Source organism: Arthrobacter sp. B10-11 (assembly GCF_033142195.1).
Taxonomy (GTDB): domain Bacteria; phylum Actinomycetota; class Actinomycetes; order Actinomycetales; family Micrococcaceae; genus Arthrobacter; species Arthrobacter oryzae_C.
Genome location: NZ_JAWMTH010000003.1, coordinates 53250 through 78105, shown reverse-complemented (window position 1 = coordinate 78105; position 24856 = coordinate 53250). Strand labels below are relative to the sequence as shown.

24 protein-coding genes and 2 pseudogenes are annotated in these 24856 nt (G+C 65.5%); 12 read left to right on the top strand and 14 right to left on the bottom strand.

Translation table 11 applies throughout. The annotated features are described in order from the left end of the window. Positions 1-2: 2 nt before the first annotated feature. From RW112_RS10280 to RW112_RS10255, 6 genes are all read right to left on the bottom strand, one after another. Positions 3-437 carry a low molecular weight phosphatase family protein gene (locus RW112_RS10280; RefSeq protein WP_317781678.1) on the bottom strand — a complete coding sequence of 145 codons (435 nt, stop codon included), beginning with the start codon at positions 435-437 and terminating at the stop codon, positions 3-5. After that, positions 434-1096 carry an arsenate reductase ArsC gene (locus RW112_RS10275; protein ID WP_317781677.1) on the bottom strand — a complete coding sequence of 221 codons (663 nt, stop codon included), beginning with the start codon at positions 1094-1096 and terminating at the stop codon, positions 434-436. The genes RW112_RS10280 and RW112_RS10275 overlap by 4 nt, the downstream gene beginning before the upstream one ends. A 38-nt stretch (positions 1097-1134) precedes the next feature. Further along, the gene (locus RW112_RS10270; RefSeq protein ID WP_317781676.1) at positions 1135-2511 is read right to left on the bottom strand and encodes an FAD-dependent oxidoreductase; all 1377 of its coding nucleotides are present in this window, start codon (positions 2509-2511) and stop codon (positions 1135-1137) included. Between the two features lie 33 nt (positions 2512-2544). Further along, positions 2545-3534 carry a thioredoxin-disulfide reductase gene (gene trxB, locus RW112_RS10265; RefSeq protein WP_317781675.1) on the bottom strand — a complete coding sequence of 330 codons (990 nt, stop codon included), beginning with the start codon at positions 3532-3534 and terminating at the stop codon, positions 2545-2547. A 24-nt stretch (positions 3535-3558) separates the two neighbouring features. Next, the gene (locus RW112_RS10260; protein ID WP_317781674.1) at positions 3559-3981 is read right to left on the bottom strand and encodes an arsenate reductase ArsC; all 423 of its coding nucleotides are present in this window, start codon (positions 3979-3981) and stop codon (positions 3559-3561) included. A gap of 138 nt (positions 3982-4119) precedes the next feature. Beyond that, positions 4120-4794, bottom strand: coding sequence for a metalloregulator ArsR/SmtB family transcription factor (locus RW112_RS10255; RefSeq protein ID WP_317781673.1), 675 nt, complete (start codon positions 4792-4794; stop codon positions 4120-4122). Positions 4795-4839: 45 nt separating this feature from the next. Here RW112_RS10255 and RW112_RS10250 point away from each other — a divergent pair, with 45 nt between their 5' ends. Together RW112_RS10250 and RW112_RS10245 are read left to right on the top strand one after the other, a co-directional pair. Further along, positions 4840-5577 (top strand): aquaporin, encoded by a 738-nt coding sequence (locus RW112_RS10250; protein ID WP_317781672.1) that lies wholly within the window; start codon positions 4840-4842, stop codon positions 5575-5577. A 59-nt stretch (positions 5578-5636) separates the two neighbouring features. Further along, complete coding sequence (locus RW112_RS10245) at positions 5637-5987, top strand: ArsR/SmtB family transcription factor (RefSeq protein ID WP_305940917.1); 351 nt, start codon at positions 5637-5639, stop codon at positions 5985-5987. Positions 5988-6101: 114 nt separating this feature from the next. Here RW112_RS10245 and RW112_RS10240 read toward each other — a convergent pair whose 3' ends face one another. Next, positions 6102-8270: a bifunctional polysaccharide deacetylase/glycosyltransferase family 2 protein gene (locus RW112_RS10240; RefSeq protein ID WP_317781671.1), complete on the bottom strand. Its 2169-nt coding sequence runs from the start codon at positions 8268-8270 to the stop codon at positions 6102-6104. Positions 8271-8871: 601 nt separating this feature from the next. Then, positions 8872-9633: pseudogene (locus RW112_RS10235) on the bottom strand (thiolase family protein); the annotation flags it as partial. On the opposite strand from RW112_RS10235, the pseudogene RW112_RS10230 reads away from it, so the two are divergent. From RW112_RS10230 to RW112_RS10210, 5 genes and pseudogenes are all read left to right on the top strand, one after another. After that, positions 9632-9826, top strand: a pseudogene (locus RW112_RS10230) (3-hydroxyacyl-CoA dehydrogenase family protein); the annotation flags it as partial. The pseudogenes RW112_RS10235 and RW112_RS10230 overlap by 2 nt on opposite strands. A gap of 1523 nt (positions 9827-11349) precedes the next feature. Continuing rightward, on the top strand, positions 11350-11655 hold the full coding sequence (locus RW112_RS10225) for a hypothetical protein (RefSeq protein WP_317781670.1): 306 nt from the start codon (positions 11350-11352) through the stop codon (positions 11653-11655). Between the two features lie 353 nt (positions 11656-12008). Further along, the gene (locus RW112_RS10220) at positions 12009-12446 is read left to right on the top strand and encodes a VOC family protein (RefSeq protein ID WP_317781669.1); all 438 of its coding nucleotides are present in this window, start codon (positions 12009-12011) and stop codon (positions 12444-12446) included. A 360-nt stretch (positions 12447-12806) separates the two neighbouring features. Next, positions 12807-13625, top strand: a complete 819-nt coding sequence (locus RW112_RS10215; RefSeq protein WP_317781668.1) for a DUF6226 family protein — start codon at positions 12807-12809, stop codon at positions 13623-13625. A gap of 121 nt (positions 13626-13746) precedes the next feature. Continuing rightward, the gene (locus RW112_RS10210) at positions 13747-14199 is read left to right on the top strand and encodes a DUF427 domain-containing protein (RefSeq protein WP_411709903.1); all 453 of its coding nucleotides are present in this window, start codon (positions 13747-13749) and stop codon (positions 14197-14199) included. A gap of 32 nt (positions 14200-14231) precedes the next feature. Here RW112_RS10210 and RW112_RS10205 read toward each other — a convergent pair whose 3' ends face one another. The 4 genes from RW112_RS10205 to RW112_RS10190 all read right to left on the bottom strand — a co-directional run bounded on the left by RW112_RS10205 (position 14232) and on the right by RW112_RS10190 (position 18549). Then, positions 14232-14573: a YciI family protein gene (locus tag RW112_RS10205; RefSeq protein WP_317781666.1), complete on the bottom strand. Its 342-nt coding sequence runs from the start codon at positions 14571-14573 to the stop codon at positions 14232-14234. Positions 14574-14704: 131 nt separating this feature from the next. Continuing rightward, complete coding sequence (locus RW112_RS10200; protein WP_317781665.1) at positions 14705-14995, bottom strand: antibiotic biosynthesis monooxygenase; 291 nt, start codon at positions 14993-14995, stop codon at positions 14705-14707. Between the two features lie 118 nt (positions 14996-15113). Beyond that, positions 15114-17120 carry a VWA domain-containing protein gene (locus RW112_RS10195; protein WP_317781664.1) on the bottom strand — a complete coding sequence of 669 codons (2007 nt, stop codon included), beginning with the start codon at positions 17118-17120 and terminating at the stop codon, positions 15114-15116. Between the two features lie 40 nt (positions 17121-17160). Continuing rightward, entirely contained in the window at positions 17161-18549 is a 1389-nt protein-coding gene (locus tag RW112_RS10190) for a sigma 54-interacting transcriptional regulator (protein ID WP_317781663.1), read from the bottom strand. Positions 18550-19046: 497 nt separating this feature from the next. Between RW112_RS10190 and RW112_RS10185 the strand changes: the two genes are divergently transcribed. The 3 genes from RW112_RS10185 to arfB all read left to right on the top strand — a co-directional run bounded on the left by RW112_RS10185 (position 19047) and on the right by arfB (position 20971). Next, entirely contained in the window at positions 19047-19301 is a 255-nt protein-coding gene (locus RW112_RS10185; RefSeq protein WP_317781662.1) for a hypothetical protein, read from the top strand. 64 nt (positions 19302-19365) lie between these two features. Continuing rightward, on the top strand, positions 19366-20475 hold the full coding sequence (locus tag RW112_RS10180) for a cytochrome P450 (protein ID WP_317781661.1): 1110 nt from the start codon (positions 19366-19368) through the stop codon (positions 20473-20475). Between the two features lie 73 nt (positions 20476-20548). Continuing rightward, entirely contained in the window at positions 20549-20971 is a 423-nt protein-coding gene (gene arfB, locus RW112_RS10175; RefSeq protein ID WP_317781660.1) for an alternative ribosome rescue aminoacyl-tRNA hydrolase ArfB, read from the top strand. 159 nt (positions 20972-21130) lie between these two features. Here the strand turns inward: arfB and RW112_RS10170 are convergent, their stop codons facing one another. After that, positions 21131-21760: a GNAT family protein gene (locus RW112_RS10170; protein WP_317781659.1), complete on the bottom strand. Its 630-nt coding sequence runs from the start codon at positions 21758-21760 to the stop codon at positions 21131-21133. A 225-nt stretch (positions 21761-21985) separates the two neighbouring features. Between RW112_RS10170 and RW112_RS10165 the strand changes: the two genes are divergently transcribed. Beyond that, positions 21986-22252 carry a hypothetical protein gene (locus RW112_RS10165; protein WP_305940901.1) on the top strand — a complete coding sequence of 89 codons (267 nt, stop codon included), beginning with the start codon at positions 21986-21988 and terminating at the stop codon, positions 22250-22252. A 5-nt stretch (positions 22253-22257) separates the two neighbouring features. Beyond that, a complete protein-coding gene (locus RW112_RS10160; RefSeq protein ID WP_317781658.1) occupies positions 22258-23775 on the top strand; it encodes a CYTH and CHAD domain-containing protein in 1518 nt (505 codons plus the stop codon). A gap of 78 nt (positions 23776-23853) precedes the next feature. Here the strand turns inward: RW112_RS10160 and ppk2 are convergent, their stop codons facing one another. Further along, positions 23854-24789, bottom strand: a complete 936-nt coding sequence (gene ppk2 / locus RW112_RS10155) for a polyphosphate kinase 2 (protein WP_317781657.1) — start codon at positions 24787-24789, stop codon at positions 23854-23856. Positions 24790-24856 lie beyond the last annotated feature (67 nt).

Sequence of the window (24856 nt, the reverse complement as noted above, 5' to 3'; positions counted from 1 at the left end):
GGCTACTTCCCGGTCAGCTCCGCGTTCAGCTTCTGGACCCGGGCTTTGATGTCGTCCCGGACCAAGCGCATGCGCTCCATGCCTTCGATGCCGCGCTCGGAGGGCTCATCCGTTTCCCACACCTCGAACCGGGTGCCGTCGCGCGGCTCGACCTTTGCTTCGGTGCCCAGCACGACGACGACGTCCACGGCGTCCAGGACCGCGTCGGTCAGGGGTTTCGGGTGCTCGCCCGTGATATCGACGCCGAGTTCGGCCAGGGACTCAACGGCCTGGGGATTGAGGGACTTGCCCGGTTTGGTGCCCGCGGAGTAGACGGTCACCGCCCCGCCTGCGAGCTGGTTCATGAGACCGGCGGCGAGTTGGGATTTGCCGCCATTCTTGCTGCAGACGAAGAGGACGGCCGGGGCCTCCCCCGGACGGGTGGTTTCCTGGGTCATAAAACAGTCGTTTCCTTAGTGAGCAGGGATGCGGTCAAGGCTTTTACTTTGTCGTGGATGTGGTCCCGTATTTCGCGGACTTTTTCGACCGGCTGGCCAGCAGGCTCCGTCAGGTCCCAGTCTTCGTAGCGTTTGCCTGGGTAAATGGGGCAGGAGTCGCCGCAGCCCATCGTAATCACCACATCGGAGGCACGTACGACATCGTCTGTGAGCGGCTTCGGGTACTCCCGGGTAAGGTCCAGCCCCATTTCGGCCATGACGGTCACGACGGCGGGGTCCAGCTCTTCCGCTGGCAGGGAACCGGCGGAGCGGACCTTGATCCTGCCCTTGGCTTCGACGGTCAGCAAGGCGGCGGCCATCTGGGACCGCCCTGCGTTTTGCACGCAGACGAACAGCACTTCGGGAGTTTCCGTGGATAGTGCGCCCTTGGACTTGGCCAGGGCGTTGAGCCTGTCAGTGGCGAAATGTTCTGTGGTGGCCGGCAAATAGGCCGTGATCTTCGCTGTCCGGGCCAGGGCTGTGTAGGACTCGAAAACGTAGCGTTCGACGGTTTCCGCGGCGAAGATCCCTGAGAACCGGTCGGCGAGGCGTGCGCTGATGCGCTGCAGAAGCTCTGTTTGGTCCTGCAGGCCCTGGCTGGGTTCACGGTGTTCAGTCATAACAGCACTCCAAGGGTGGGTTTGCTGACGATGTTGGTTCAGTTGCTGCCGGAACGACCATGGGACAGCCCTGTGGGGAAGCCGACCAGTACCGGTTCGGGTGCGGAACAGCAGCCTGCATCCGCCGTGCCTGCGGAGACCGGGGCCGGAACGTCGCAGCTGGTGCCGGCGTCGGAGGAGCAGACCCCGGTTTCCGGAAGCTCCAGGTGCACCGTGTCTGCTGCCTCGCGGTCCCCGGCGAGGGCTGCCACCACGGATCTGACCTGTTCGTAGCCGGTGGCCAGCAGGAAGGTCGGCGCCCGGCCGTAGGACTTCATGCCGACGATGTAGAAGTCCTGTTCCGGGTGGGCAAGGAGCTTGGCGCCGTGGGGAGCAACGGTGCCGCAGGAGTGAAATTCGGGGTCGATCAGCGGTCCGAGCTCCCGGGGCGCTTCGACGGCAGGGTCCAGGTCGAGCCGGAGTTCGCGCAGGATGTCCAGGTCCGGGCGGAAGCCCGTGCAGGGAACCACGACGTCGGCCTCCAGCGTGCGCCCGTCGACAGCTCCAACGGTTACGCCCGACTCCAGGGCCTTGAGGGAATCAATGCCGAAGCCGGTGTGCAGTTCAATGGTCCCTGCCCCAACGAGCCGGCGGAGGCGGCTGCCGAGCTGTCCGCGGGCAGGCAGTCCGTCCGCGTCACCGCCGCCGTAGACCTTCTCGGCGGACGGTCCGCGCACGGCCCACAGGATCCTGGTGTCCGGTTCTTCCTTGGCAAGGTCGGCGAGGCTGATCAGGGTGTTGGCTGCGGAGTGACCGGCCCCGACCACCAGGACGCGGCGTCCGACGAACGAGGCCCGGTCACGTCCCGTGACATCGGGCAGCGGCGAGGAAACCCTGTCCGCAGCCGTATCTTCGCCGATGGCAGGCAGGCCAGAGGTGCCGAGCGGGTTGCGGGTGGACCAGGTGCCGGAGGCATCGATGACACCTGCCACGGCATGGTCGCGGATTTCGCCGTCCTGGTGTTCCACCCGGACGAGGAACGGGGTGGTTTCGCGGTTACGGGTGTGGGTCTTGTCCATGCCGGACCGTGTCACGGCGATGACCTTTGCGCCGGTTTCCAGCCGTGAGCTGATGGCCGGCAGTGCGGCCAGCGGGGCCAGGTAATTGTCGATCAGTTCCCCGCCATAGGGCAGCGCCGTGAGCCGGGGAGATTCCCAGCCGGCGGCTTCCAGCAGGCGGACGGCAGCGGCGTCGATGTTGTACCGCCATGGCGAGAAAAGCCGGATGTGGCGCCACTGTTCGATGGCCGCGCCGGCGGATGGCCCGGATTCGAAGACCAGCGGTTCCAGGCCGCGCTCCAAAAGGTGGGCTGCGGCGGCCAGGCCAACCGGGCCGGCGCCGATCACTGCAATGGGAAGGTTCGTCGTCGAATCCATCAGGTCCTCTTTCTTCAGTAGGTGCGGCGGCCTCTAGGCGTGGGTGGGTTCTTCCACCAAAGCCGTGGCGATGCTGTCCGCATCGTCCAGGGCGGCCAGGTAGCGCTCAGCGTCCAGGGCTGCGGCGCACCCGGTGCCGGCAGCCGTGATGGCCTGGCGGTAGCGGTGGTCCACGGCGTCACCGCAGGCGAAGACGCCGGAAAGGTTGGTGACCGTGGTGGGAGCGTCCACCTTGATGTAGCCCTCGGCGTCCAGGTCAACCTGGTCTTCCACAAGTTCCGTGCGCGGCAGGTGCCCGATGGCCACGAAGATGCCGGTTGCGGCCTGCTCGCGGGTTTCACCGGTCCGTGTGTCCGTGAGGGTCACGCCGGTGACTTTGCCATCGCCGTGGATCCTGGTGACGGCGGTGTTCCACGCGAAGCTGATCTTGGGATTGTCCTTGGCGCGCTGGGCCATGATGCGGGAGGCGCGCAGTTCGCCCTTGCGGACCACCACTGTGACAGTCCGGGCGAAACGGGTCAGGAACGTCGCCTCCTCCATCGCGGAGTCCCCGCCGCCGACGACGACGATGTCCTGGTCGCGGAAGAAGAACCCGTCGCAGGTGGCGCACCAGGAAACGCCGTGGCCGCTGAACTGCTTCTCTTCAGGCAGCCCCAGCTCCTTGTAGGCGGAGCCGGTGGCGAGGATGACGGCGGGCGCCTCGTGGGTGTCGCCGCCGCCGGTGACCACGCGCTTGAGGTGCCCGGCCAATGTCACTTCAGTGACGTCGTCGAACACCACCTTGGCGCCGAAGCGCTCAGCCTGCTGCTGCAGCCCGTCCATGAGCTCAGGGCCCTGGATACCACCGGGGAAACCGGGGAAGTTTTCCACCTCGGTGGTGTTCATCAGGGCACCACCTGCGGTGACCGATCCGGCCAGGACCAGGGGCTGCAGTCCAGCCCTGGCGGCGTAAATGGCTGCGGTGTAGCCGGCGGGGCCGGACCCGATGATGATCAGCTGTTCGGTGCTCGCGGGGGTGCTCACAAAAGGCTCCTTGGTCCGGGACGGTTACTTGGCGGCGGGGATGAGGGATTCGATCAGGCCCTGGATGCGGGTCTTGATTTCGTCGCGGATCGGGCGGACGGAGTCAACGCCCTTGCCGGCCGGATCCTCCAGGACCCAGTCCTCGTAACGCTTGCCGGGGAAGTACGGGCATTCATCACCGCAGCCCATGGTGATCACCACGTCGGATTCCTTGACAGCTTCCGTGGTGAGGACCTTCGGGATCTCCGAGGACATGTCGATGCCTACCTCGGCCATGGCTTCGACGGCTGCCGGGTTGATCTTTTCGGCGGGCTGGGAACCGGCGGAGCGGACCTCGATTTCACCGTTGGACAGCGTGGTGAGGAAGGCTGCGGCCATCTGCGAGCGGCCCGCGTTGTGGACGCAGACGAACAGGACGGACGGCTTCTTGGCGGTTTCGGTGCTCACAGTGTTTCTCCTGGAATCAGTTTCGGCATCGCTCAGTGGAACATTGATGATGATCGATGTAATGAGTATTGGCAGTAGATTGATGATTGTCAATATGTCACGGATGTAGGCCTTGCCACCCGATTGCGTAGGCGGCGACTACGCGGTGAGCACACGGGGCGCCAGGCCCTGGACGCGCCGCGCTATGTCCGCGAAGGCCGCTTCGAAGGCTTCCTCCGTACCCAGGCGAACCGGATCCGGCACGGACCAGTGGGCACCGGCAAGGCCCGGCAGCTCCTCATGCGCGTTGTCGCAGACGGTCACCATAAAGTCCCCGCCCTCCGCCACCTGGTCCAACGTGCGCGGAAGGCAGCCTTCGAGGTCCATGCCGTGACGGCGGGCCGCGTCGATGGCACCCTGGGCGACCCGGTCAGCCGGGTGAGTGCCAGCCGACATGGACGGAACATGGCTGGCCTGCTGCCAGAGTGCGGCGGCAAGCTGGGACCGGGCGCTGTTCCGCGTGCAGACGAACAGCACACGACGGGCCCCAAGCCCGCCGCCTGGCACCAGTCCCTCCAGCGCGCCGGCTGCGAGATGGAAATAGCTGCGGCGCCGATCGGCCTCGGAGCGGCGCCGGACGGCCAGCCCGGCGTCTTCAAGTGTGCGCAAATGATGCGACAGCAAATTGGAGGGCATTCCCAGCTCGGCCTGCAGCTCCGTCGGGGAGAAGTCCCCCAAGGTCAGCAGATCCACGATGCGCAGCCGCGCAGGATCGGCAAGGGCCGCGTGCCTGGCGACGCGAACCCCGAACTCCCCAGTTGCCTCAATTTTCATTGATTCAATTTTGACTGAGTTTATTCTTTGGGTCAAGCTGTTTTCATGACTTCAAACCAGCCGCCCCTGTGGCGCCGCGCCGCTGCCGAACTGCTGGGCACCTGCCTGCTCGTGACCATCGTCGTCGGCTCCGGGATCGCCGCCCAGCAACTCTCCCCCGGCGATGTTGGCCTGCAGCTGCTGCAGAACAGCACCGCTACTGTGCTGGGCCTGACGGTGCTGATCCTGATGCTGGGGCCGGTCAGCGGCGCGCACTTCAACCCCGTGGTCTCCTTCGCCGACTGGATCCTGGGTCGGCGCATCGGCTCCGGATTGACCTTGCCGGAACTCGCCACCTATGTGGCGGCCCAGACCGCAGGGGCAATAAGTGGCAGCGTGCTCGCGAACGCGATGTTTGAGGTGGGGACCTCCATCTCCACCAAAGAGCGCGCCACCCCGGGCCATCTGCTCGCCGAGGTTGTCGCGACTGCGGGGCTCGTTCTTCTCATTTTCGCCCTCGCAGCCACCAAGCGGGGCGTCCTGGCCGCGCCGGCGGTGGGCGCCTACATCGGGGCGGCATACTGGTTCACGTCGTCAACGTCGTTCGCGAACCCGGCCGTAACGGTCGGCCGCATCTTCAGTGACACGTTCGCCGGCATCGCCCCGCCTTCCGCGCCCGGCTTCGTCGTGGCGCAACTGATCGGCGGGGCAATCGGCCTCGGCCTTCTTCTCGTCCTGTTCCCCGCCGCAGCCCGTGCCGCGGACGACGTCGTGCTCCCGCACAGTTCCGCCGCGGCCGGCTAGCGGAGTTTTGCGGGACGTCCACACATTGATGATTATCAATGTTGGGGCATAATAGGTACATGAACTCGCTGCCCGTACTCGAGCCGGTCACGGATGAAACCTGCTGCGCCCCGGCAGGTACGCCTGCCCTGGGCGCAGAGGAGGCAAAGCAGAAAGCCCTGGTCTTCAAGGCTCTGGCCGATCCGAACCGACTGCGCCTGCTCTCCATCGTCAAGGCGGACGCCTCCGGTGAATCCTGCGTATGCGACCTGACCGGGCCGCTGGACCTTGGCCAGCCCACGGTCTCCCACCACCTGAAGATCCTGGTGGAAGCCGGGCTGCTGCACCGCGAGAAGCGCGGCACGTGGGCCTACTACTCCCTGGTTCCCGGAGCCCTGGAGCAGACGGCCGGACTTTTGGCCACCCTGTGACCGCGCCGGTCCCGTCCCCTGTCACCATCCGTTCCATGCACGACGGCGACTGGCCGGCCGTCCGGCGGATCTACCGTCAGGGGATCGCCACCGGCCATGCCACCGCAGCCCCTCCTACGCCTGGCGTTCAGTAGCTGGCGGGACCCGCAGGCTGCCATACCTCTCCATGCGGTGCCAGCGAAGGTGTACACCCGCCAACGCCGTGACCACGGACTGGATGACCACGAGATACATCAACTGCCGGTAGACGAACTGCTGGAGCGGAAGCGTCCAGAGCGGCCCGAGCCGTTCCCTGTCGAGCCGGAACGCGTAGCCGGCCATGAGTAATTGGACGACCAGGAAGACGAACCAGAGCGCCGCGATCCGGAGTGGATCGAGGAAGATCAGCCCGTAGACCGCAAACACGTCGACGATAGGGGCAAACAGGGGCAGCAGCACCTGGAGAACGAGGAGGTAGCCAAGTCCGCGCCGGCCGAGCTTGCCGGCGGCTCCCCGCTGCACCACCGCGCCGCGGTGCTTCCACATTGCCTGCAACGTGCCGTAGCACCACCGGTACCGCTGGCGCCATAAGGCGCCAAGGGTGGCGGGGGCCTCGGTCCACGCCCGCGCGTCGTCCTGGTAGACGACGCGCCAGCCGTCGCGGCACAGGGCCATGGTGAGATCCGTGTCTTCGGCGAGCGTGTCGTCGCTAACTCCGCCGACCCGCAGCAGGGCGTCCCGGCGGAAAGCACCAATGGCCCCGGGGACGGTCGGCATGCACTCCGCGACGTCGAACAATCGGCGGTCCAGATTGAAGCCGACGACGTACTCGATGTGCTGCCAGGCACCGAGGATGCCGCCGCGGTTGGCCACCTTGGTGTTACCCGAAATTGCCCCGACCCGCGGGTCGGCGAACGGCTGGATCAGTGAATGGACCGTATCCGGCTCGAAGACGGTGTCGCCGTCGACCATCACCACAAGGTCGTGGCTGGCGGCGTCAAGCCCGGCATTGAGGGCCGACGGCTTGCCTCCGTTCTCCTTGCGGATCACTGTGACGCCGGGCAGGCCGAGTGCTTCCACGATGCCTGCGGTGCCGTCGGTTGAACCGTCGTCGACCACGATGATCTCCACTGGGTGGCTCGAGGCAGCGATGGACCGGACCGCGGCTTCAATGCCGACGGCCTCGTTGTAGGCGGGGACAATCACGGTGACGGGCTCGGTGATCTCCGGCCTGACGGGCACGTCAAAGCGGCGCCGGCCCCGGCTCGCCGACTGGACACGGCGCGCAGCCCGGCTGTGGCGCGCCGCGAAGCCGACCACCAGGACTGCACGGACAAGCGTCACGATGCCGGCCGCAACCAGCCCCCAGGAGATAGCCGTAACGACGAAATCGCTGAGCTGGATGCCCCGCACGAACGCGGTTCCGGTCATCTGTTCCGCGCTGGAAGCGTCCCGCATGCTGTCAATCCCGATTGCGTCGCCGACGGTTGTCACACGGTAGCCCTGGCCGGCGAACCGCGACAAGGCGGAATCGAGCGCGGCGACCGTCTGCTCCCTGTCGCTGCCGCCGTCGTGCATGAGGAGCACCTGCCCCTGCGGACCGGACAGGGCGAGATTCCGCTCGATCGTTTCAACTCCCGGCCGCCGCCAGTCCTGGCTGTCGACGGTGCTCAACACCGTGATGTACCCCTCGTCCGAAGACGTTCGCATGGCGGACCAGGTGCTGTCGTTGATCGCTTCGTTCCCGGAGCTGTACGGTGGGCGCAGCAGCGAGGTGGCTTGTCCGGTGATCCCGGTGATCGCCTCCTGAGCACCCTGGACTTCGAGTTCGCGTCGCCAGGACGGGGCAGTGCCGAGATCAGTGTGGGTGAGCGTGTGCACGCCGATCTCGTGGCCTTCGGCGATGATGCGGCGCACGAGCTCGGGGTTGTCGATGGCCGCGGAGCCGACCACAAAGAAGGTCGCGTGAACCTGATGCTTTCGGAGGACATCGAGGATCTGAGGGGTCCAGACAGGGTCCGGGCCGTCGTCGAACGTGAGCGCGAGCGTATGATCCGGAGGACTCGCGGTGCGGACTTCCCCGCCCCGGGCGTCTACTACGGGGCCGCCGCTCGAGACGGCATCCGGCACGCTTCCCGCAGACGCACTCGCCGGCACGGAGTCGTCGCCGATCCCGGCAAGGTGGTGCATGTATCCCTGCACTGCGAGGGCAATTCCCAGCGCAAACAGGACGGCGATGAGGACGAACCAGTGGGCCCTTACACTGACGGGAACTGCGGTTTTAGCCGGGCGACGCGCACTCACGGCTGCGACGGGGCAGATGGCCGCGTGGTCTGGCCCGGAGCCGTCCCGCTCTTGCCTGGCGAGGTGGACTCGGGGGGCGGCGCCGGAGCCGTATCAGGATCAGAGGGGTGCGTCTGCTGAACGTCCGTGCCACCGGCCGGTGGCGCCACCGGAACGGCAGAGGGTTCGGTCACCGGCGCTTGGAAGGCGGCCGGCGCAGGCTCGGCCTCGCCAGCCGGGGGCGCTGAATTACTGGGAGCCGGCGTCGAAGGCAAAGAAGGAACGTCACCGGCCGCGGGAGCCGCCGGGGCGGGAGGCAGAGGCAGGTACGGGGCGGCGACGTTGGGCCCCCCGATGAATGCAACCAGCAGGAGAACGACATATCCCGCCACAAGCCCCACGGACCCGAGGCCTACAAGCTTCACCAGCCGCAGGCGACGGCCCGATCCGTCTACAAAGACCGGCCCACGCGGAGGCGCGGGCATCGACTGATCGGGCGTTTCATCAAGAGCTACCATCGGGCATCAACCTTAGATGATCCGCCATCCGTATCCCAAAAGCATGACCATGAAGGCGAACGGGGCTGCGGCATCTTTCGGTGCCGCAGCCCGCGTTCCGAGATTCAGCTGCGGGCGGCTGTGACGTTTTCGAGGACGACGGCGAGGCCCTGGCCGACGCCGATGCAGATCGCGGCGACGCCCCAGCGTTCACCGGAGGCCTGCAGGGACCGGGCCAGGGTGCCCAGGATCCGGCCGCCGGAGGCGCCGAGCGGGTGGCCCATCGCGATCGCGCCGCCGTGCCGGTTCACCATCTCGTGGTCGATCCCCCAGGCGTTGATGCACGCCAGGGACTGCGCGGCGAACGCCTCGTTAAGTTCGACGGCGCCCACCTGCTCCCAGCTGATGCCCGCCTTCGCGAGGGCCTTGTTCGCAGCCTCCACCGGCGCGTACCCGAAATACTGCGGATCGTTCGCGTGCGCACCCCGGCCCGCGATCCGGGCCAAAGGTTCCATCCCCAGGATCCCGGCGGCGTTCTCCGAACCGATCCATGCCGCGGACGCGCCATCGGAGAGCGGGGACGCGTTCCCGGCCGTGACCGTGCCGTTCTCGGCACGGAACACCGTCTTCAACCCCGCGAGCTTCTCCGCCGAGGACCCGGCCCGGATGCCTTCATCGCGGACCAGGTCCGTGCCCGGCACCGGAGCCACCAGGTTGTCATAGAACCCCTCGTCCCACGCCGCGGCGGCCAGGTTGTGCGAGTTCGCCGAGAACTCATCCTGCGCCTCGCGCGTCACGCCGTACTTCCCGGCCAAACGCTCCGTGGCCTCGCCCAGGGAGATCGTCCAGTCCTTCGGCATCGCCTTGTTCACCAGCCGCCAGCCCATCCTTGGCTACCGGCACGCATCCGGACCGCTGCGCACCACGGACATCGTGGGGCTGGACGTGCGCCTTGGCATAGCCGAATACCTGCATGAAACGCTAGGTGAGCGGTTCGCCCCGCCCCGCATCCTCCGCGACCTGGTGGCGCGCGGCGAGCTGGGACGCAAGTCCGGCAAAGGTTTCTACGACTATTCCTGAACTGCCTCGGCCGAGTAAGTCAGTGGCGGCCAGCGACACCGCTGGCCGCCACTGACGTTCACGCGTGTTGAATGGCGTTACTGCGGTGGGAAGCAACAGGAGCTGGTCGCTGTTTGTACCAGGAGCACCCGGGACGCTGGCGGCTAGTCTCAGCGGATGCGCACTGCGGTAATTGCGGATGATGCGCGTGTAGGGACAGTCCGTTGTAAGGGACTTGAGGTTCAAAGTTTCCCTGAGGCCTGTCAGAACCAGTGCCAGACGTCCCTCATAAGCCAAACGAGAAAGGCGGCGAAAGCGAAGGGTGGCAACAAGTACAAAACCCAGATACCGTGCATTCGGCGCTTGGCCATTTTCGCTCCCTTCCGCTATAGGACAGTGCCCCCAGTTCCGCTTGCCATGACCAGAGCGTAAACCATGGTCATGTCCCAAAAACAGCCCATCCTGAAACGAGCTCCTGGCTGCCCGCATTCCAATGCTTTGATCCCAAGACAACTGGTTCCCACGGCGAACGGACTTTTCGGCCGATATGGCGGGCCGATCATCTTTTCGGGCCGCTCAGGGTTCGGTCTACGAGTGAGCCGATGCGGGACCGCACAGAAGCAGTGCCGAGCATCTGAGCTAGGTCATTCGCTGTTACTTCGGCGCATTCTGTGAATCCAAAGGTTTCGGGCAACCTCGAGGAGCACGAACACAGTCACGATCGTTCCAACCATTACGCCGAAATTTGGATGGGCCGGAGGGAACAATAAGGACATGACCAGTACGGTCACGCCGATGGTGACTATCAGGCCCAACATAGATCCGAAAATTTCTCGTTTCGTCATTTAGCCCTCCGGAGCCGGACAACCGGCGGCCTGGTGCGCTGTTGTACGGAGCATATTCTCATTCGTCCCTATTTGGAACGGGAGTATCGCTTCTCGCCGCAGGAGGTTCCGCTCAATCAGCCTTTTGGTTGCAGCGATCCTCCCTCGGCTCTGAGCGGTAAGCCGCCCGTGGAGTCCCCGGCGACGGATTGTCCTGGAAGCTCGCACTCAAAATTGCCCGGTCAGGGTGGCTTTCCCCTTGGGCAGAGCAACGGGCTGGCATTTGGCCCCAACCCTGACTGGACTCACCGGCCGACGCGTGCCCCTGCTCACCGACACTGCAGGAGGAGCTGTCCAGTCAGGTGCCTGTTAAAGGTCGCTATCGCTCTGAGCGACCAATTCCTGGCACCAACTAGTCCCACACGCCAGATGGCCAGTTTTCGGCCCGGTCAAGGTTCGGCTGTTGATGAGGTTCGAATAGCTTGATTGGACTGCCGGAGCCTCTAGCGGGTGATGCTCAGTGGCTCAATTCGTGCGGCACACGACACCCGCACTATGGTGGCGTCTGGCCCGGCGGCGCGGTTGTTCCTGCCAGTGTCATCGCACCAATCAATGCCGTACGGTGTAGCCTCAACTGTCGCGTCTCCTATGGCCACCTGGGATGGAACCTCAAAGGTGTAGGTGAAACCGCCGGCGTCATTCATCGGGGCAGTTGTGTTGATGACCTTCGTGCCGGCCGCATCGGTTACGGTGACCTGGATGCGGGCGTTCTCCCCATTGCGGGGATCACAGCCGGCGTCCGATGCTTGGACCGTCACCATGCCGCCGGCTGTCGCGCTCGGCGGGTTCACTGAGAAAGCCGGCGGCATACAAGGCGGGTATCCGTCCCCCGAAGACACAATGCAACCTGACAAAAAAGTGATCACCACACCGGAACAGACCGCAACAGACACCGCAAATCGCTTGCTGTGGCGGGGAAAAGAAACCCTGGGAACAGAGCTTCATTTCATCATTATGGTTCGGTAGGCGCTGGCTTCATATTCATTCAGATACTCGTCCCCATATCGTTGTCCGAGAAACCACCGCGGAGCTAAAACGGCCCGCTCCTCACCGGAAGATGCCAGCCCGGGTGCGGGGAGCGCGCCACAGCCGAAGATGGGTTTTGGCATTTTTTGATGCGATGAATAATGCCGATTGGGTTGCAATCTTTCGGACCGCCTATTCTTTGCCACCTTGGAAGGGAAGCTCTGAAGAGGCCAACTTTCAGCCCAGGCAGGGTTCGGCTTCGCCCAAGAAAAGCTCTGTGCCTTCCCGTGCTTGTTCAGTCGCGTCCAGTGTCGCCACTGGAGCTAATGGGTCCGCCTTGGTAGCTTCAACGCATGGCCATCAAACTTGAGAACGTCGGTATCGCCGTTCGCGATCTCGAAGCAACAATCGCTTTTTTCACGGACCTCGGGCTCACGGTCGTTGGCCGTGACACGGTCAGCGGCGAGTGGGCCGACACTGCTGTCGGCCTTGACGGCAACCACGCCAAGATTGCGATGCTCCAGACCCCGGACGGCCATGGTCGACTTGAGCTCTTCGAATACATCCACCCCAAAGCGATCGAGTCGAACCCAACACGTCCCAACGACATCGGCATGCACCGCGTGGCCTTCTCGGTCGACGACATCGACAAAGCCCTTGAGGTAGCCGCGAAGCACGGATGCCATCCACTGCGAGGCGTGGCGACCTACGGCGACGAGTACAAACTCACGTACGTCCGGGGTCCCAGCGGAATCCTCGTGATGCTCGCCCAGAAACTGAAGCAAGACTGACACCCGGACTGGGATCGCGGCATGGGAACGGCAGAGGACTTGTTCGATGGGGAGCCAACTGGACTGCCGGCTCCAATGGCCCGCCGCACCGGGCTATACATGCCGAGATCGGGCCCTGAGCCGCAGGTCAAGCATGTTGGAGGTTATGTCCTGTTCATGAGATTTTGTGCCGGGCACGGTGTGCGGGCCGAAGAGCTGGCCGATGACCCTGGCCGGCTCTTTTGGTTTCTTCGGGCTTACGCGTACGAATTGGAGCAGGACAGCATGCTAAGGGCTGCTGCAGCCATATTTGCCGGGAACACTATTGCCCGACAGAGGCCTGACTCGCGGTGGACCGCCTACGAGGGTGGCTCTCCTACAGTGGGAAACAGGAAGAAGCAGTTCGAGGTCGATCGTCTGCTCGACGGCCTGCGCAGGGCAGACGAAGCCGCGGTGCAGGCCCTCATTGATGTGTTGGCAGACTGGGCCCAGGAAAAGCCGGATGAGTCCCCGGCAGGGCTTCCTCTCCCGGTTTCGCCGCCTGCAGGACAACCGCGCTACGTCCGGCCGCCACTTCCTGCGGTCACGTACTACTCCGCTGAAGGGACACGCATTCCCTACGGTCAGCAATGGGGCGATGGCAGCCCGGCCCCGGACTCCTACGGCATCGACAGCCACCCGGAGCGATTCGCCGGCCTTCACAGGGTGGCCCTTGCTCTCATCGATCACTTGGCTGCTGTGTACGACGTGGAAGTCCACGAAGGCCCGGCGCTCGCCGCGGAACTGCTGATGGAGGCCAGAGACGTGCTGCAGGCGGTCAGGGTCACGCCGCGGCGCTCCGGGGCAGCGTCCCTCACGTTTGTGCTGACCGGGTATCCGGGCGTCATAGTGCATGCCGGGGTGCTGCACGACTTTCCATTTCCCGTGTGCGGCTGCGATGCATGTGACGAAACGGCTGAGACAACGGCAGACCGGATGGAGCGGCTGGTGCTCACCGTCGCGGCTGGCGGCTACCGCGAACGCTACCCCGTGGGCAGCCAGCGGTGGAGTGAATACGCGCTGACAGCGTACGACGGATCCGGCTCTGAAAGTGGAAAAGGTGAACCTGTCCCTGTCGCGTCCTACCGGCTCGACGACGCGGAGGTCCGGCTGCGCGATGTACCCGGCGCGTGGCGTCCCTGGCCGCTGCGCGGAAGCTGAACCTGGTATCAGGTGGCATGCCCGGGAAAGATGGCAACATGGGGACATGACTCCTGCTCACGGATTTCCCGGCTTCGTTCGGCGTCCCCAGCCCATCAAACCCGAGGCTGGTCAAGAATCGGTGTGGGACTACCCGCGGCCGCCGAGGGTCGAGCCGCGATCGGAACGGATTATTGTGCGCCTAGGCGGGAAGGTGATTGCCGACACCACCGATGCAGTGCGAGTCCTGGAGACGAGTCATCCGCCTGTCTACTATCTGCCGCTGGACGCATTCCCTGCCGGTGTACTCGTCCCGGTCGAGGGCACCAGCTTCTGCGAGTTCAAGGGAGAAGCGCACTACTTCGACGTCGTTGCCGGCGGAGTCCTCGTTCCCCGCGGCGGGTGGACCTACCCGAAACCGGCCCGGGGTTTCGAGGCGCTCAGCACCCGAGTGGCCCTCTACCCGGGTCACATGGATTCATGCGAGGTCGACGGCGAGCGGGTCACCTTCCAGGAAGGTAACTTTTACGGCGGCTGGATCACCACGAAGATCGTTGGCCCGTTCAAGGGTGGCCCGGGCACGGCCGGGTGGTGAGCGCACGTGATGCAGAGGAACGTGGAGGGCCGTCAGCTGGCGGGGTCGTACTGGAATGCGCGCACCTCCTGCGCGCATCGGCAGGCAGCCGCGATCTTGGCTGCCCATTCCAGCGCCGCATCGTACGAGGGCAGCTCCAGCACGGAGTAGCCGCCTTCGAGTTGCGTCGTCTGCGGGTAGGTCCCCTCGCTCACGGTCCCATCGCCGTCGACCATGACGGGCGGGATGCTCTCATCGATGCCGCCGCCGAACACCCAGACGCCGGCGTCCTTCGCCTCCTGCACGACCGCGTGCGCCGCATCCGAAACGGCCGGCAGGTCCTCGGCGGGAAAGACCATTGCGGCACTCGGGAACGAGATCAGGTACTTCGTCATCGCGTCGACTCCTTCTTCACACTCCAGGGACCGGACTATCCTCGCAGATGCTGTTGAGCGGCGCATCTGATTCAGCGGTCGCACGGCCACTATCGCGCGAAGCGGTCCGTGATCCGCCGCGCCTCGACCGCTTAGAGGACTTTTGTGTAGTGCTCCACGACAGGGAAGGGATCGTAAAAGTGGTGCAGTAAAGCGCGCCAGTTCTCGTACTGCGTTGACTGTCGGAATCCAACCGTGTGGTCTTCGAGCCGGTCCCATTCGACAAGCAGCAGATAAGTACCCGGCGACTCGAGCGAACGCGACAACGATAGTTTTCGGAAGCCAGGCATCGAGGCAATTATTGGCTTGGCCTGACTGAACGCCCGCTCGAAGTCCATTTCTTGGCCCGGGATGACGTGCAAGAGGGCGTGTTCTGTAATCACCAGACCAGTCTCACACAGGGACCTCCGCACCTGGCCAAGGCGCCTCAATTATCCGCCCGGGCTCCGGCCTCTGACGCGGCTGATCGTTAGTCGCGCTTCCCGGCCGCCTTCCGACCGGCTACGAAGCCCAGTCGGCGTCGTCGTAGGGGCGGCCGCGGAAGTGAGCGCGAAGGTATTCCCCCACCACGGCGGCCCCGAGGTCCCCGGTCTCAGGCGCAACCACCCGGCCGTCGACCCTGCGGGCCATCCGCTGAACAAACCGCTCCAGGCCCGGATCATCCCCAAGCCGGAAGAACGTCGCTTGTGCGCCTGCGCGGCCAAGGCGGTCGAGCTCCGCAACTGTGACACGGATGGTCTCCGGGTCCGGCGGGTAGTCGAACCACGAGTCCCCGTCCGGCAACAAATGCGCGGTAGGCTCGCCGTCGGTCACCACGAGGAGGACGTGCTGCATCGACGGGTGGCGGCGAAAGAACCGGCTGGCCAGCAGCAGACCGTGATGCAGATTGGTTCCCTGTTCCCGCCTGGATGCCAGGGCGGTGAGCTCGCCAATGTCCATGGACTGCGCGTAGCGGCCGAACGTGATCAGCTCCAGCCGGTCACCGCGGAACCGGGTCGAGACCAGGTGGTGCAAGGCGAGTGCGGTGCGTTTCATCGGCACCCACCGCCCCTCGGCTGCCATCGAGAATGACACGTCCACCAGCAGGACGACGGCCGCCTGCGTACGCGCCTCCGTCTCCGCCACCTCGATGTCGCCCGCGCCGAGGCGCAGTCCGCGGCCCGGATCACCGCCGTCTGCCATGGTGCGTCGGATCGCATTTGTTATGGTTCGCGTGACGTCCCACGGCTCGGCGTCCCCGAACTCCCACTGCCTGCTGGAGCCGGTCTGCTCGCCGGCCGCGCCGGCCACCCGGGTGTCCCGGCGCCCCTGCCGGCCGGACAACTGCTTGGCGGTGTCCCGCAACAGTGACCTGCCGAGGCGTCGCATCGCCTCCGGGGACAGCCGGAGGTCGCCGTCGGCTCCCCGCCGCAGGTAGCCGCCGTCCTGCATCGCCCGCTCGATCTCCGCGAGGGTTCGGGCCGACACGGCGGCATTCTGCCCGAGCTGGCGGGCGAGTGCGTCCAGGTCCAAATCGTCGAGGCGTGATCCGTTGTAGGACTGGGAGAGCTGTTCCGCCAGGTCGTCGAGTTCTGCAATGTCCTGGAGTACGCCGGTGCCGTCGCCAAGCCCCAGTCCTTCCTGGCCCTCGAAGCGTTCCGAGCCGGTCCAGTCCTCGCCGGGACGCAGTGCGCGCAGGGTGTCGTCGAGTTGGCCGAGCTGGGACATGAGGTCGGGTGAGCCGAATGCCTGGGCGGACAGGCGCATCAGCTCATCCCGCTGCTCAGCGGACATTGACTGCAGGAGCCGCTGTGCCGCCGCCGCGCGCCGGGCAAGGGCGTCGACCAGTTCCTCGACTGACTGGGGATTCTCGGGAAAGAAGTGCCCGTGCTTTCCCATGAAGTTCTGGAAGTCGGCCTCGGTGTCTGCACCCCGGCGGTGTTTGTCGAGCAGCCCGTTGAGGTCCTGCAGCAGCTCGTTGACGGCTTCGCGGTCCTCATCGGTGGCGTTCGCGAGCGCCTGCTTCATGCCGGCGAAACGCTGGTCCAGGACCTCACGGCCCAGCAGGTCCTTGATCCGCTCATAGGCCTCCCGGGCGGTGCTCGACTGCCAGTCATAGGAGGCCAGTTCGTTGACAGCCGCCGCCGTGGACCGGGGCAGGTTCTGCAGTTGCATTTCCCGGAATGCACGGTCGGTGTTGTCCATCATGGCGTCGCGGGCGAGCTGCTTGCGCTCCTCCAGCACTGCGGTGTCCAGCAGTTTTTGGACCTCGTTGAGGGTGCCGTCCAGCCGGTGGCGGCCCAGCAGTTCGCTCCGGCGCTGTTGAACGCGGCCGGCCAGGTCATCAAGCCCTTCACGGTTACGGCCGCCGCGCCGCAGGAACTCCTGCAGGGCGTGCCGGGGCGAGTAGCCCGCCATGACATCATCGGCGATCGCGTCGAGCGCCTCTGCCAGGTCCACCGGCGGGGCCAGCGGATCGGGTCCTCCCCTGTAACGGCTGTACCTGGATGACCGGTTGTGAACGCCCATGGTGCTGCCTTCCCTATCCTGTGTCAGCCTGGGGCCATTGCTAGCCGTAGACCGTTTCCTCGTCGTCGGACTCCTTGGCGATCCGCCGGGCGAGGAAGAGGCCTTCCAGCGCAAGTTCGATGGCCGCGGCCCGCTGCCCGTCGTTCTTGGCCCCCAGGCGCCCGCTGATCTCGTCATAGAGGCTCGACCCGTCAAGGGACGGAAGGTTTTCGAGGAACTCCCGGGCGGTGATCTGCTCCCCGGTAGTCACGGTGGTGTGACCGTCAAGCGCGGCCACGAGCGGACCGAGGTCGATGCCGTGGTAGTGCGCCCGTACGGCTTCGGCGGTGGCCGTACGCAACAGGTGGTCGAGGACAGCCTGCTCGCGCCCTTCCTCACCGGATTCAAACTCAATCTTGCCCGTGAGGACTTCGACGGCCGCCTCCAGGTCGACAATCCGGGCCACTGCCTCATCCTCCCCGCGCACGCTTGCCCGGCGGAGCGCGGCGGCGGCGACAGTTTCGGCGCCCGCGATGGCGAACCGCGCGGAAACCCCGGAGGTCTGGTTGATGGCCGGGGACAGCCGCAGCGCCCGGGTGTACCGTGCCAGGATTTCCAGGATGACGGGCGGGACGTCGGCCACCAGCCGCCCCTCCTGCCGGATGACGGCCACTTCGTCGTCCAGCTCTATCGGGTAATGCGTGCGGATCTCGGCGCCGAAGCGGTCCTTCAGCGGCGTGATGATCCGGCCACGGTTGGTGTAGTCCTCCGGGTTGGCGGAGGCGACGACGAGCACGTCCAGCGGCAGCCGCAGCACGTAGCCGCGGATCTGGATGTCCCGCTCCTCCATCACGTTAAGCATCGCCACCTGGATCCGCTCAGCCAGGTCCGGTAGTTCGTTGATGGCGATGATGCCGCGGTTGGAGCGCGGAACGAGGCCGTAGTGGATGGTTTCCGGGTCCCCGAGCCGGCGGCCTTCCGCTACCCGCATCGGGTCGACGTCGCCGATGAGGTCGGCAACGGAGGTATCCGGCGTCGCGAGCTTCTCGACGTAGCGTTCCGAGCGGTGGCGCCACGCCACCCGTAGCCGGTCGCCTTCGGTGAGGGCCCGGGCGCGCGAGTGCTCCGTGATGGGTTCATAAGGGTGCTCGTTCAGTTCCGAGTCCTCGATCACCGGAGACCACTCGTCCAGCAGCCCCGCCAGGGTGCGGAGGAGCCGCGTCTTGCCCTGTCCCCGCTCACCGAGCAGGACGACGTCGTGGCCGGCAATCAGGGCACGCTCCAGCTGGGGAAGGACAGTCCTGCTGAAGCCGTACATCCCGGGCCACGGATCGCGCGCGGCCGCGAGCGCGGCGAGCAGGTTGTCACGGATTTCGTGGCGCAGGTCCTTGTGGACGTGGCCGGAGGCACGCAGTTCACCCACCGTGAAAATATCGGGACGATCACTCACCTCTCTACGGTAGTCCCCGAATGCTGGGGGAATCGAGGGAATTTCTGAAGTTCCCGGGCGCGGGCCCGAGGAACGGCCGACGCTTGGTGCTGATGACTGCAGCAACGCCGTCGGAATCGACACCGACTTCGACACCGTGGGGCACCCTGCTCCCGCTGGTGCGGAACCCTTGAGCGGCCTGAGGGCGTTGTGACAGGGGACAGCCGGTGTCCGGCCGGGAGCTGACACAGCTCGCCGAGGGCCGCGGTGTGCTGCCGGTTGACCGCACCGGGACGCGGTACCCGTGGCCGCTCGTGTAGGTTGCCTCGCGGGGTGCTCCCAGGCCCCCTCCGGACCGCTTCGTAGTCTAGACAGGCGCGTCGGAATTCCGTAGATTCGTAACAGTCCTAATCACCTTTCCAAGGTGGGGACCTCTTTGCCGCCGGGTGCACGGCCGCAAGGAGAGCCGCTGTAGCCGAACGGTGGCGCCATGTTGCACCCGCGGAAAAGAGCCCCTGATGGCCATCTCGCATTTCGAACGATTCCTCCTCGACGCCACTGCTCCGGATGACACACATTGTCCCCTGGGACCGGACTGTCTCTACGGCCTGTACACGAGCTGGTGCCTGCTTCACAACATCACTCCGGTGGACGACATCGCCTTCCGGGCTGCCATGGAGCGCTGCGGCATTGACCTGCGCAACTCCCGGCGGCGGATGAAAGGACCGGCCGCGGCGGACTACATCCTTTCCAGCTACCCTGCGACTGCCTGACCCAGCCATGGACTTCGCTGCGGCCGATGAGCATCCGCTGGATCCTTTTCCCCATTACGAGAGAATGAGGCAGGCCGCACCCGTCTTTCATGACGACCAATCCGGCAGCTGGCATGTCTTCCGGTATGACGATGTGCAGCGGGTATTGTCCGAATATGCCAGGTTCTCCTCGCGGATGGGCGGTGACGACCCGTCCGAGACGGGGCAGTTGTTCGCGTCCAGCCTGATCACGGCCGATCCCCCGCGGCACCGGCAGCTGCGCTCCCTGGTGACCCAGGCGTTCACGCCAAAAGCCGTGGATGCTCTCGCTCCCCGCATCTCCCGGCTCACGGACGAGCTCCTGGACGGGCTCGCTGCCCTGGGATCGGCAGACCTGATCCAGGAGTTGGCGTATCCGCTGCCGGTCATCGTGATCTCGGAACTCATGGGTGTACCCGCTGAGGACCGCGACCGCTTCAAGCACTGGTCCGACGTCGTCGTCAGCCAAACGCGGGCCGGTGCGGTGAATGAGGACCAGCACCTCACCAACGTGGAGATGACCGAGTATTTCCTGAACCTGATTGAGCAGCGCCGGAGCCGGCCCGGCAAGGACCTGATCAGCAACCTGCTCTCCGCAGAGATCGACGGGCAGAAGCTCAATGTGGCCGAGCTGCTGGGTTTCTGCAGCCTGCTTCTCGTGGCCGGCAATGAAACGACCACCAACCTGATTGGCAACGCGGTTCTTTGCCTGACTGAAGTGCCCGGCACCATCGAGCGGTTGCGGCAGGAGCCGGCCCTGCTTCCCCAGGCCATCGAAGAGGTTCTCCGCTTCCGGTCCCCCGTGCAGTCCATGTACCGGGTGACCGTTGCTGACACCACCCTGGGCGACGTCCGGATTCCGGCCGGTGCCCCGCTGGTCGCGTGGATCGGCTCCGCGAACCGCGACGAACGGCAATTTGAGCGCCCGGCGCAGTTCGACGTCGACCGGAGCCAGAACCGGCACCTGGCCTTCGGCCACGGCATTCACTTCTGCCTCGGAGCGCCGCTGGCACGACTGGAAGCAAGGATCGCACTGTCCGCCATGCTGTCCAGGCTGCCCGGACTGGCCCTCGCCCCGGGAGCGCGCCTGGAACGGATGGACAGCACCATCGTCTATGGGCTGAAGGCGCTTCCCGCCAGCTGGCAGGCAGCCTGAGCAACAAGGCGCAGAACCCGTCCGCGCCAGTCCGTCCGGCACCGGGAGGGAGCATCCATGCAACACTTGTTGCATGGATCTGGAGGTGACCCCCGCGCTCACGATCCCGTCGTCGGAACTCAGCTGGAGGTTCTCGCGTTCATCCGGGCCGGGCGGCCAGCACGTGAACACCTCGGACAGCCGTGCCGAGCTCTCCTGGAATGTCGCCGAGTCGGCTGTGCTCTCGGACGGGCAGCGGGAGGTGCTCGTCGCCCGGCTCGGACGACGCCTAAGCTCCGGGGTGATCACCGTGACTGCCGCCGAGCGCCGATCACAGCTCCGCAATCGACAGATCGCGCTGGCCAAACTGGCTGAACTCGTCTCCGAGGGCCTTGCTCCCGATGCGGCTCCCCGCCGTCCGACGAAGCCCACCCGAGGATCGGAACGGCGTCGCCTCGCCACAAAGCAGCTGCGGTCGGCAACCAAAAGGCAACGCCAGCGGCCGTCCGCCGAATAGCTCCGACGCGGGCCGAAGAGTGGCCTGGACCCTGCCTTCGAAGCCTTGGACAAGGATCTAGGCGCGAAAACTCGCCCGACGCCGAAGCATGCTACGGCCGCGACCACGATGGACCACAGCCGCCGTCCCACGCCCCCGCCCACAGTCAACCCGGCGACTTCAGAGGCACATCGGGAAATTGCGCACATCGGCCAAGGCACGAAGAGCCCGTTCCCTGGTCGCAGGCCACTCTTCCGTCAGCAATGACAGCACGACGATGTCCCGCCATGATCCGTCGTTCCGCCGCGAAGAACGCCGACGGGTGCCCTCAACAGTGAACCCGAACCGTTTGAGGGACGAAAGGGACCTGCGGTTTCGCGGATCCACATCGCATTCGACGCGCCCTGCTCCGCGGGCAAACACCCAGTCCAGCAGGGCCAGCTTCACCTCATGGTTTGCCTTCATTCCCCAGAAGGGCGGGCTGATGAGGGTCCGGCCGATTTTCACGCGCTGTGTCGGTGTGTGCGACTCCGTAATACCAGTAGTCCCAACGAACAACGGGCCGCCTGGCAAGCCCGTATAGTGCACCGCGAAGATCCGGAGACCTTCATGGCGCCGGTCGACGAAGCGGACCAACTCCTCGTGCGTACCTGGCCGGTGGTGCCCGTCACCGAACCCCGTGGCCCAGATGTCGTCATTGGCCAGGAGGTGCGCCAGCGGCTCGACGTCGTCCGGACTGAACGGCGACAGGACAAAGCGGCCTGTGGCCGTGTGAAGCGTCGGCAGGGCGCGGGGAAGGCGAAGTGTCATGGTGACCTTTCCTTGCGGGATCGTCCGGACAGCATCCGGGACCACCACTAACGCAAGGTAAACGCGAAGCGATCAGTTGAAGTCACTTTTCCTGTCCGAATTCAAGGTCTGGCCCCGCGCTACGAGGGGTCCTACAATCGGGGTGGACGCAACCGGCCATGGCACCCCGGGACCGCCCGCGGGGGAACAAATGTCATTCCAGCGGTGCCGGCAAGGATACGGACAATGACAGATATTCAGGGGCTCGTCAGCTCCCTCCGGCCCGAAGACCTGACTGCGCTGCAGGAGCGCGGCCCGGACCAGGTCCTGGCCCCGGAGATGCTTGATGCCATCGACACTGCTGCCGGGGGCCCCGGCGAGGGCCGCGGCTACTACGTAGTCCGCGGCAGCCTGGTACCCCTGGAGCGACGCCAGTACTTCCTCCGCGACGACGTCGTCGCAGCGATCTTTGCCCCCTTGACGGTTGAAGGCGCCGCCGGCGCGGACGCCTGACCGCCGTGCCGTCCACGGAGAGCCTCGAAACCGAACAGAAGTACGACGTCGTTGCCTCCACGGCGCTTCCGGAGCTGATGCAGGTCCCCGGTGTGGGACGCGTCGCAGAACCGGTCACGGATCGCCTTGAGGCGGTGTACTTCGACACCCCCACCCTTGCATTGGCTGCCCGGCGCATCACTTTGCGCCGCCGTACCGGCGGCAACGACCACGGGTGGCACCTCAAACTCCCCGCCGGCGGCAACCAGCGGCAGGAACTTCACGCCCCGCTCGGACAACCGGACGCCGTGCCGGAGGAACTGGGCCGCCACGTGCACGTGTACACCCGGGGAGAAAAACTTGTGCCCGTCGCCCGGCTGAGCACGGGGCGCACCACGCACAGGCTCTACGGTCCGGCAGGCGAACACCTTGCCGACCTGGCCGACGACATGGTCCACGCTGAGACCCTGCATCCGGCCCAGACGGTGCAGGAGTGGCGCGAATGGGAAGTCGAACTCGTCCACGGCACGGAGCGCCTCTTCGCAGACGCCGAGGAAGTCCTTACCTCAACCGGTGCGGTCCGCTCGGGCCATCCCTCCAAACTGGCGCGGGCTCTCGGGGAGGCATGGCCGCCGGAACGGGTGGCCGACACGCGGGAACCGCGGAACAAGGGGCCCGCAGCCGACGTCGTCACCGCCTATCTTGGCGCACAGATCACTGAACTCTTCACCCACGACCCCGGTGTGCGCGTGGAAGCACCGGACGCCGTCCACCAGATGAGGTCCGCGACCCGGCGTACCCGCTCCGCCCTGGCCACCTACCGTCCGCTCTTCGATAAATCCACCGTCAAGAAGCTCGCGGGTGAACTGAAATGGCTTGCCCGGATTCTCGGCAAAGCACGGGACGCCGAAGTCATGCGTGAACGCCTCCGTCAGCATTTGAACGACTTGCCGGGGCAGTCCGGCACCGGACCCGTCGAGGCAACGATCGAGCATGAGCTCGAAACCACCTACAACACCGGATTCAGGGAAACCCTCAGCGCGCTGGGCTCCGGCCGCTACCACCAACTCCTGACGGATCTGGAGAACTTCCGCGACCATCCGCCAACCACTCCCCGCGCCTCCCGGCCGGCGGGCACCGCGACGGCTCCGCTGGTCGACAAGGCGGGCAAACGCCTCAAGCGTGCACGCAAGAGAGCGAAGCAAGCCAAGTCCGGTGGCCGCGATGCCGCGCTGCACCAGGTCCGCAAGGACGCCAAAAGACTGCGGCACGCAGCCGAGTCCGTCGAGGTAATCCACGGAAAACGAGCCCGCAAACTCGCCAAGGCGGCCAAACGGCTTCAGCAGATCCTGGGCGACCATCAGGACAGCGTCCTGGCCCGCGGACTCCTGACCCGGCTGGCCTCGGAGCCGGGGCTGCCCCCGGAAGCGGCGCGCACCTACGCACGGCTGCTGAAGATCGAAGAGGACATCGCCCGCGACACCCAGGCCGCGTACCGGAAGGCTGCCGCAAAGAACTCACTCAAGATCCGGCTGCGCCACTGACGAAGGCCTTAGGGAAGCGAAAGCTACGTACGTCGAAGGGCTTTCCGCCCCTCGCGAGGCTGCCAGGCGCCGCCGGATTCAGTCTCCGACGGCTTCGCGGCCCCGGCGGACGATGAGCGGGTCCGGGTCGTACACGACCGAGGCATCTTTGTCGTCGTAGTCGAACTGGTTGAGGAAAAATCGGATGGCGTTGATCCGCCCCCGCTTCTTGTCATTGGACTTGATCGTGATCCATGGTGCGTGGTCAGTGTCGGTGCGCAGGAACGTCTCTTCCTTGGCTTTTGTGTAGTCCTCCCACCGGTCCAGGGAGGCCAGGTCCACCGGCGAAAGCTTCCACCGCCGGACAGGGTCGATCTGGCGGATCGCGAAGCGGGTGCGCTGCTCGTGCCGGGTCACCGAGAACCAGAATTTGTTCAGGTGGATGCCGGAGTCCACCAGCATCCTCTCGAACAAGGGTGCCTGCCCCATGAAGGTCTCGTACTCATCATCGGTGCAAAAACCCATGACCCGCTCCACGTTGGCACGGTTGTACCAGGACCGGTCGAACATCACGATTTCACCGGCTGTGGGCAGGTGCTGGATGTAGCGCTGGAAGTACCACTGTCCCTGTTCGCGGTCCGACGGTTTGCTCAGCGCCACGGTCCGGGCCGAACGGGGATCAAGGTGTTCGGTGAACCGCTTGATCGTCCCGCCCTTGCCGGCGGCATCGCGGCCCTCGAATACGATCACATTTTTCAGGCCGTGATCCTGGCCCCAGTACTGAAACTTCAGCAGTTCCACCTGCAGGCGGTATTTTTCGGCCTCGTAGTCCTCCCGGGACATCCGCTCCTCATAGGGGTAGTCCTCCCGCCAGGTCTCCACCGCCGAGCCGCCGGGATCAATGAGCTCCGGATCCTCACCCTGCCCGCCTCTGACCGTGTACCCCACCTCGACGAGTCGATCTATGGCTTCACGCAGGTTGTCCCGGACCCACCACGAATCCCCGGGTGTCCACGGCCGGCCTACCTGCACCATCCGGGTCTCCTTCCGGCATTGCCGAAGCGTCGACGGCAGTTTATCTGACGAATGACCAGCGGGAGAA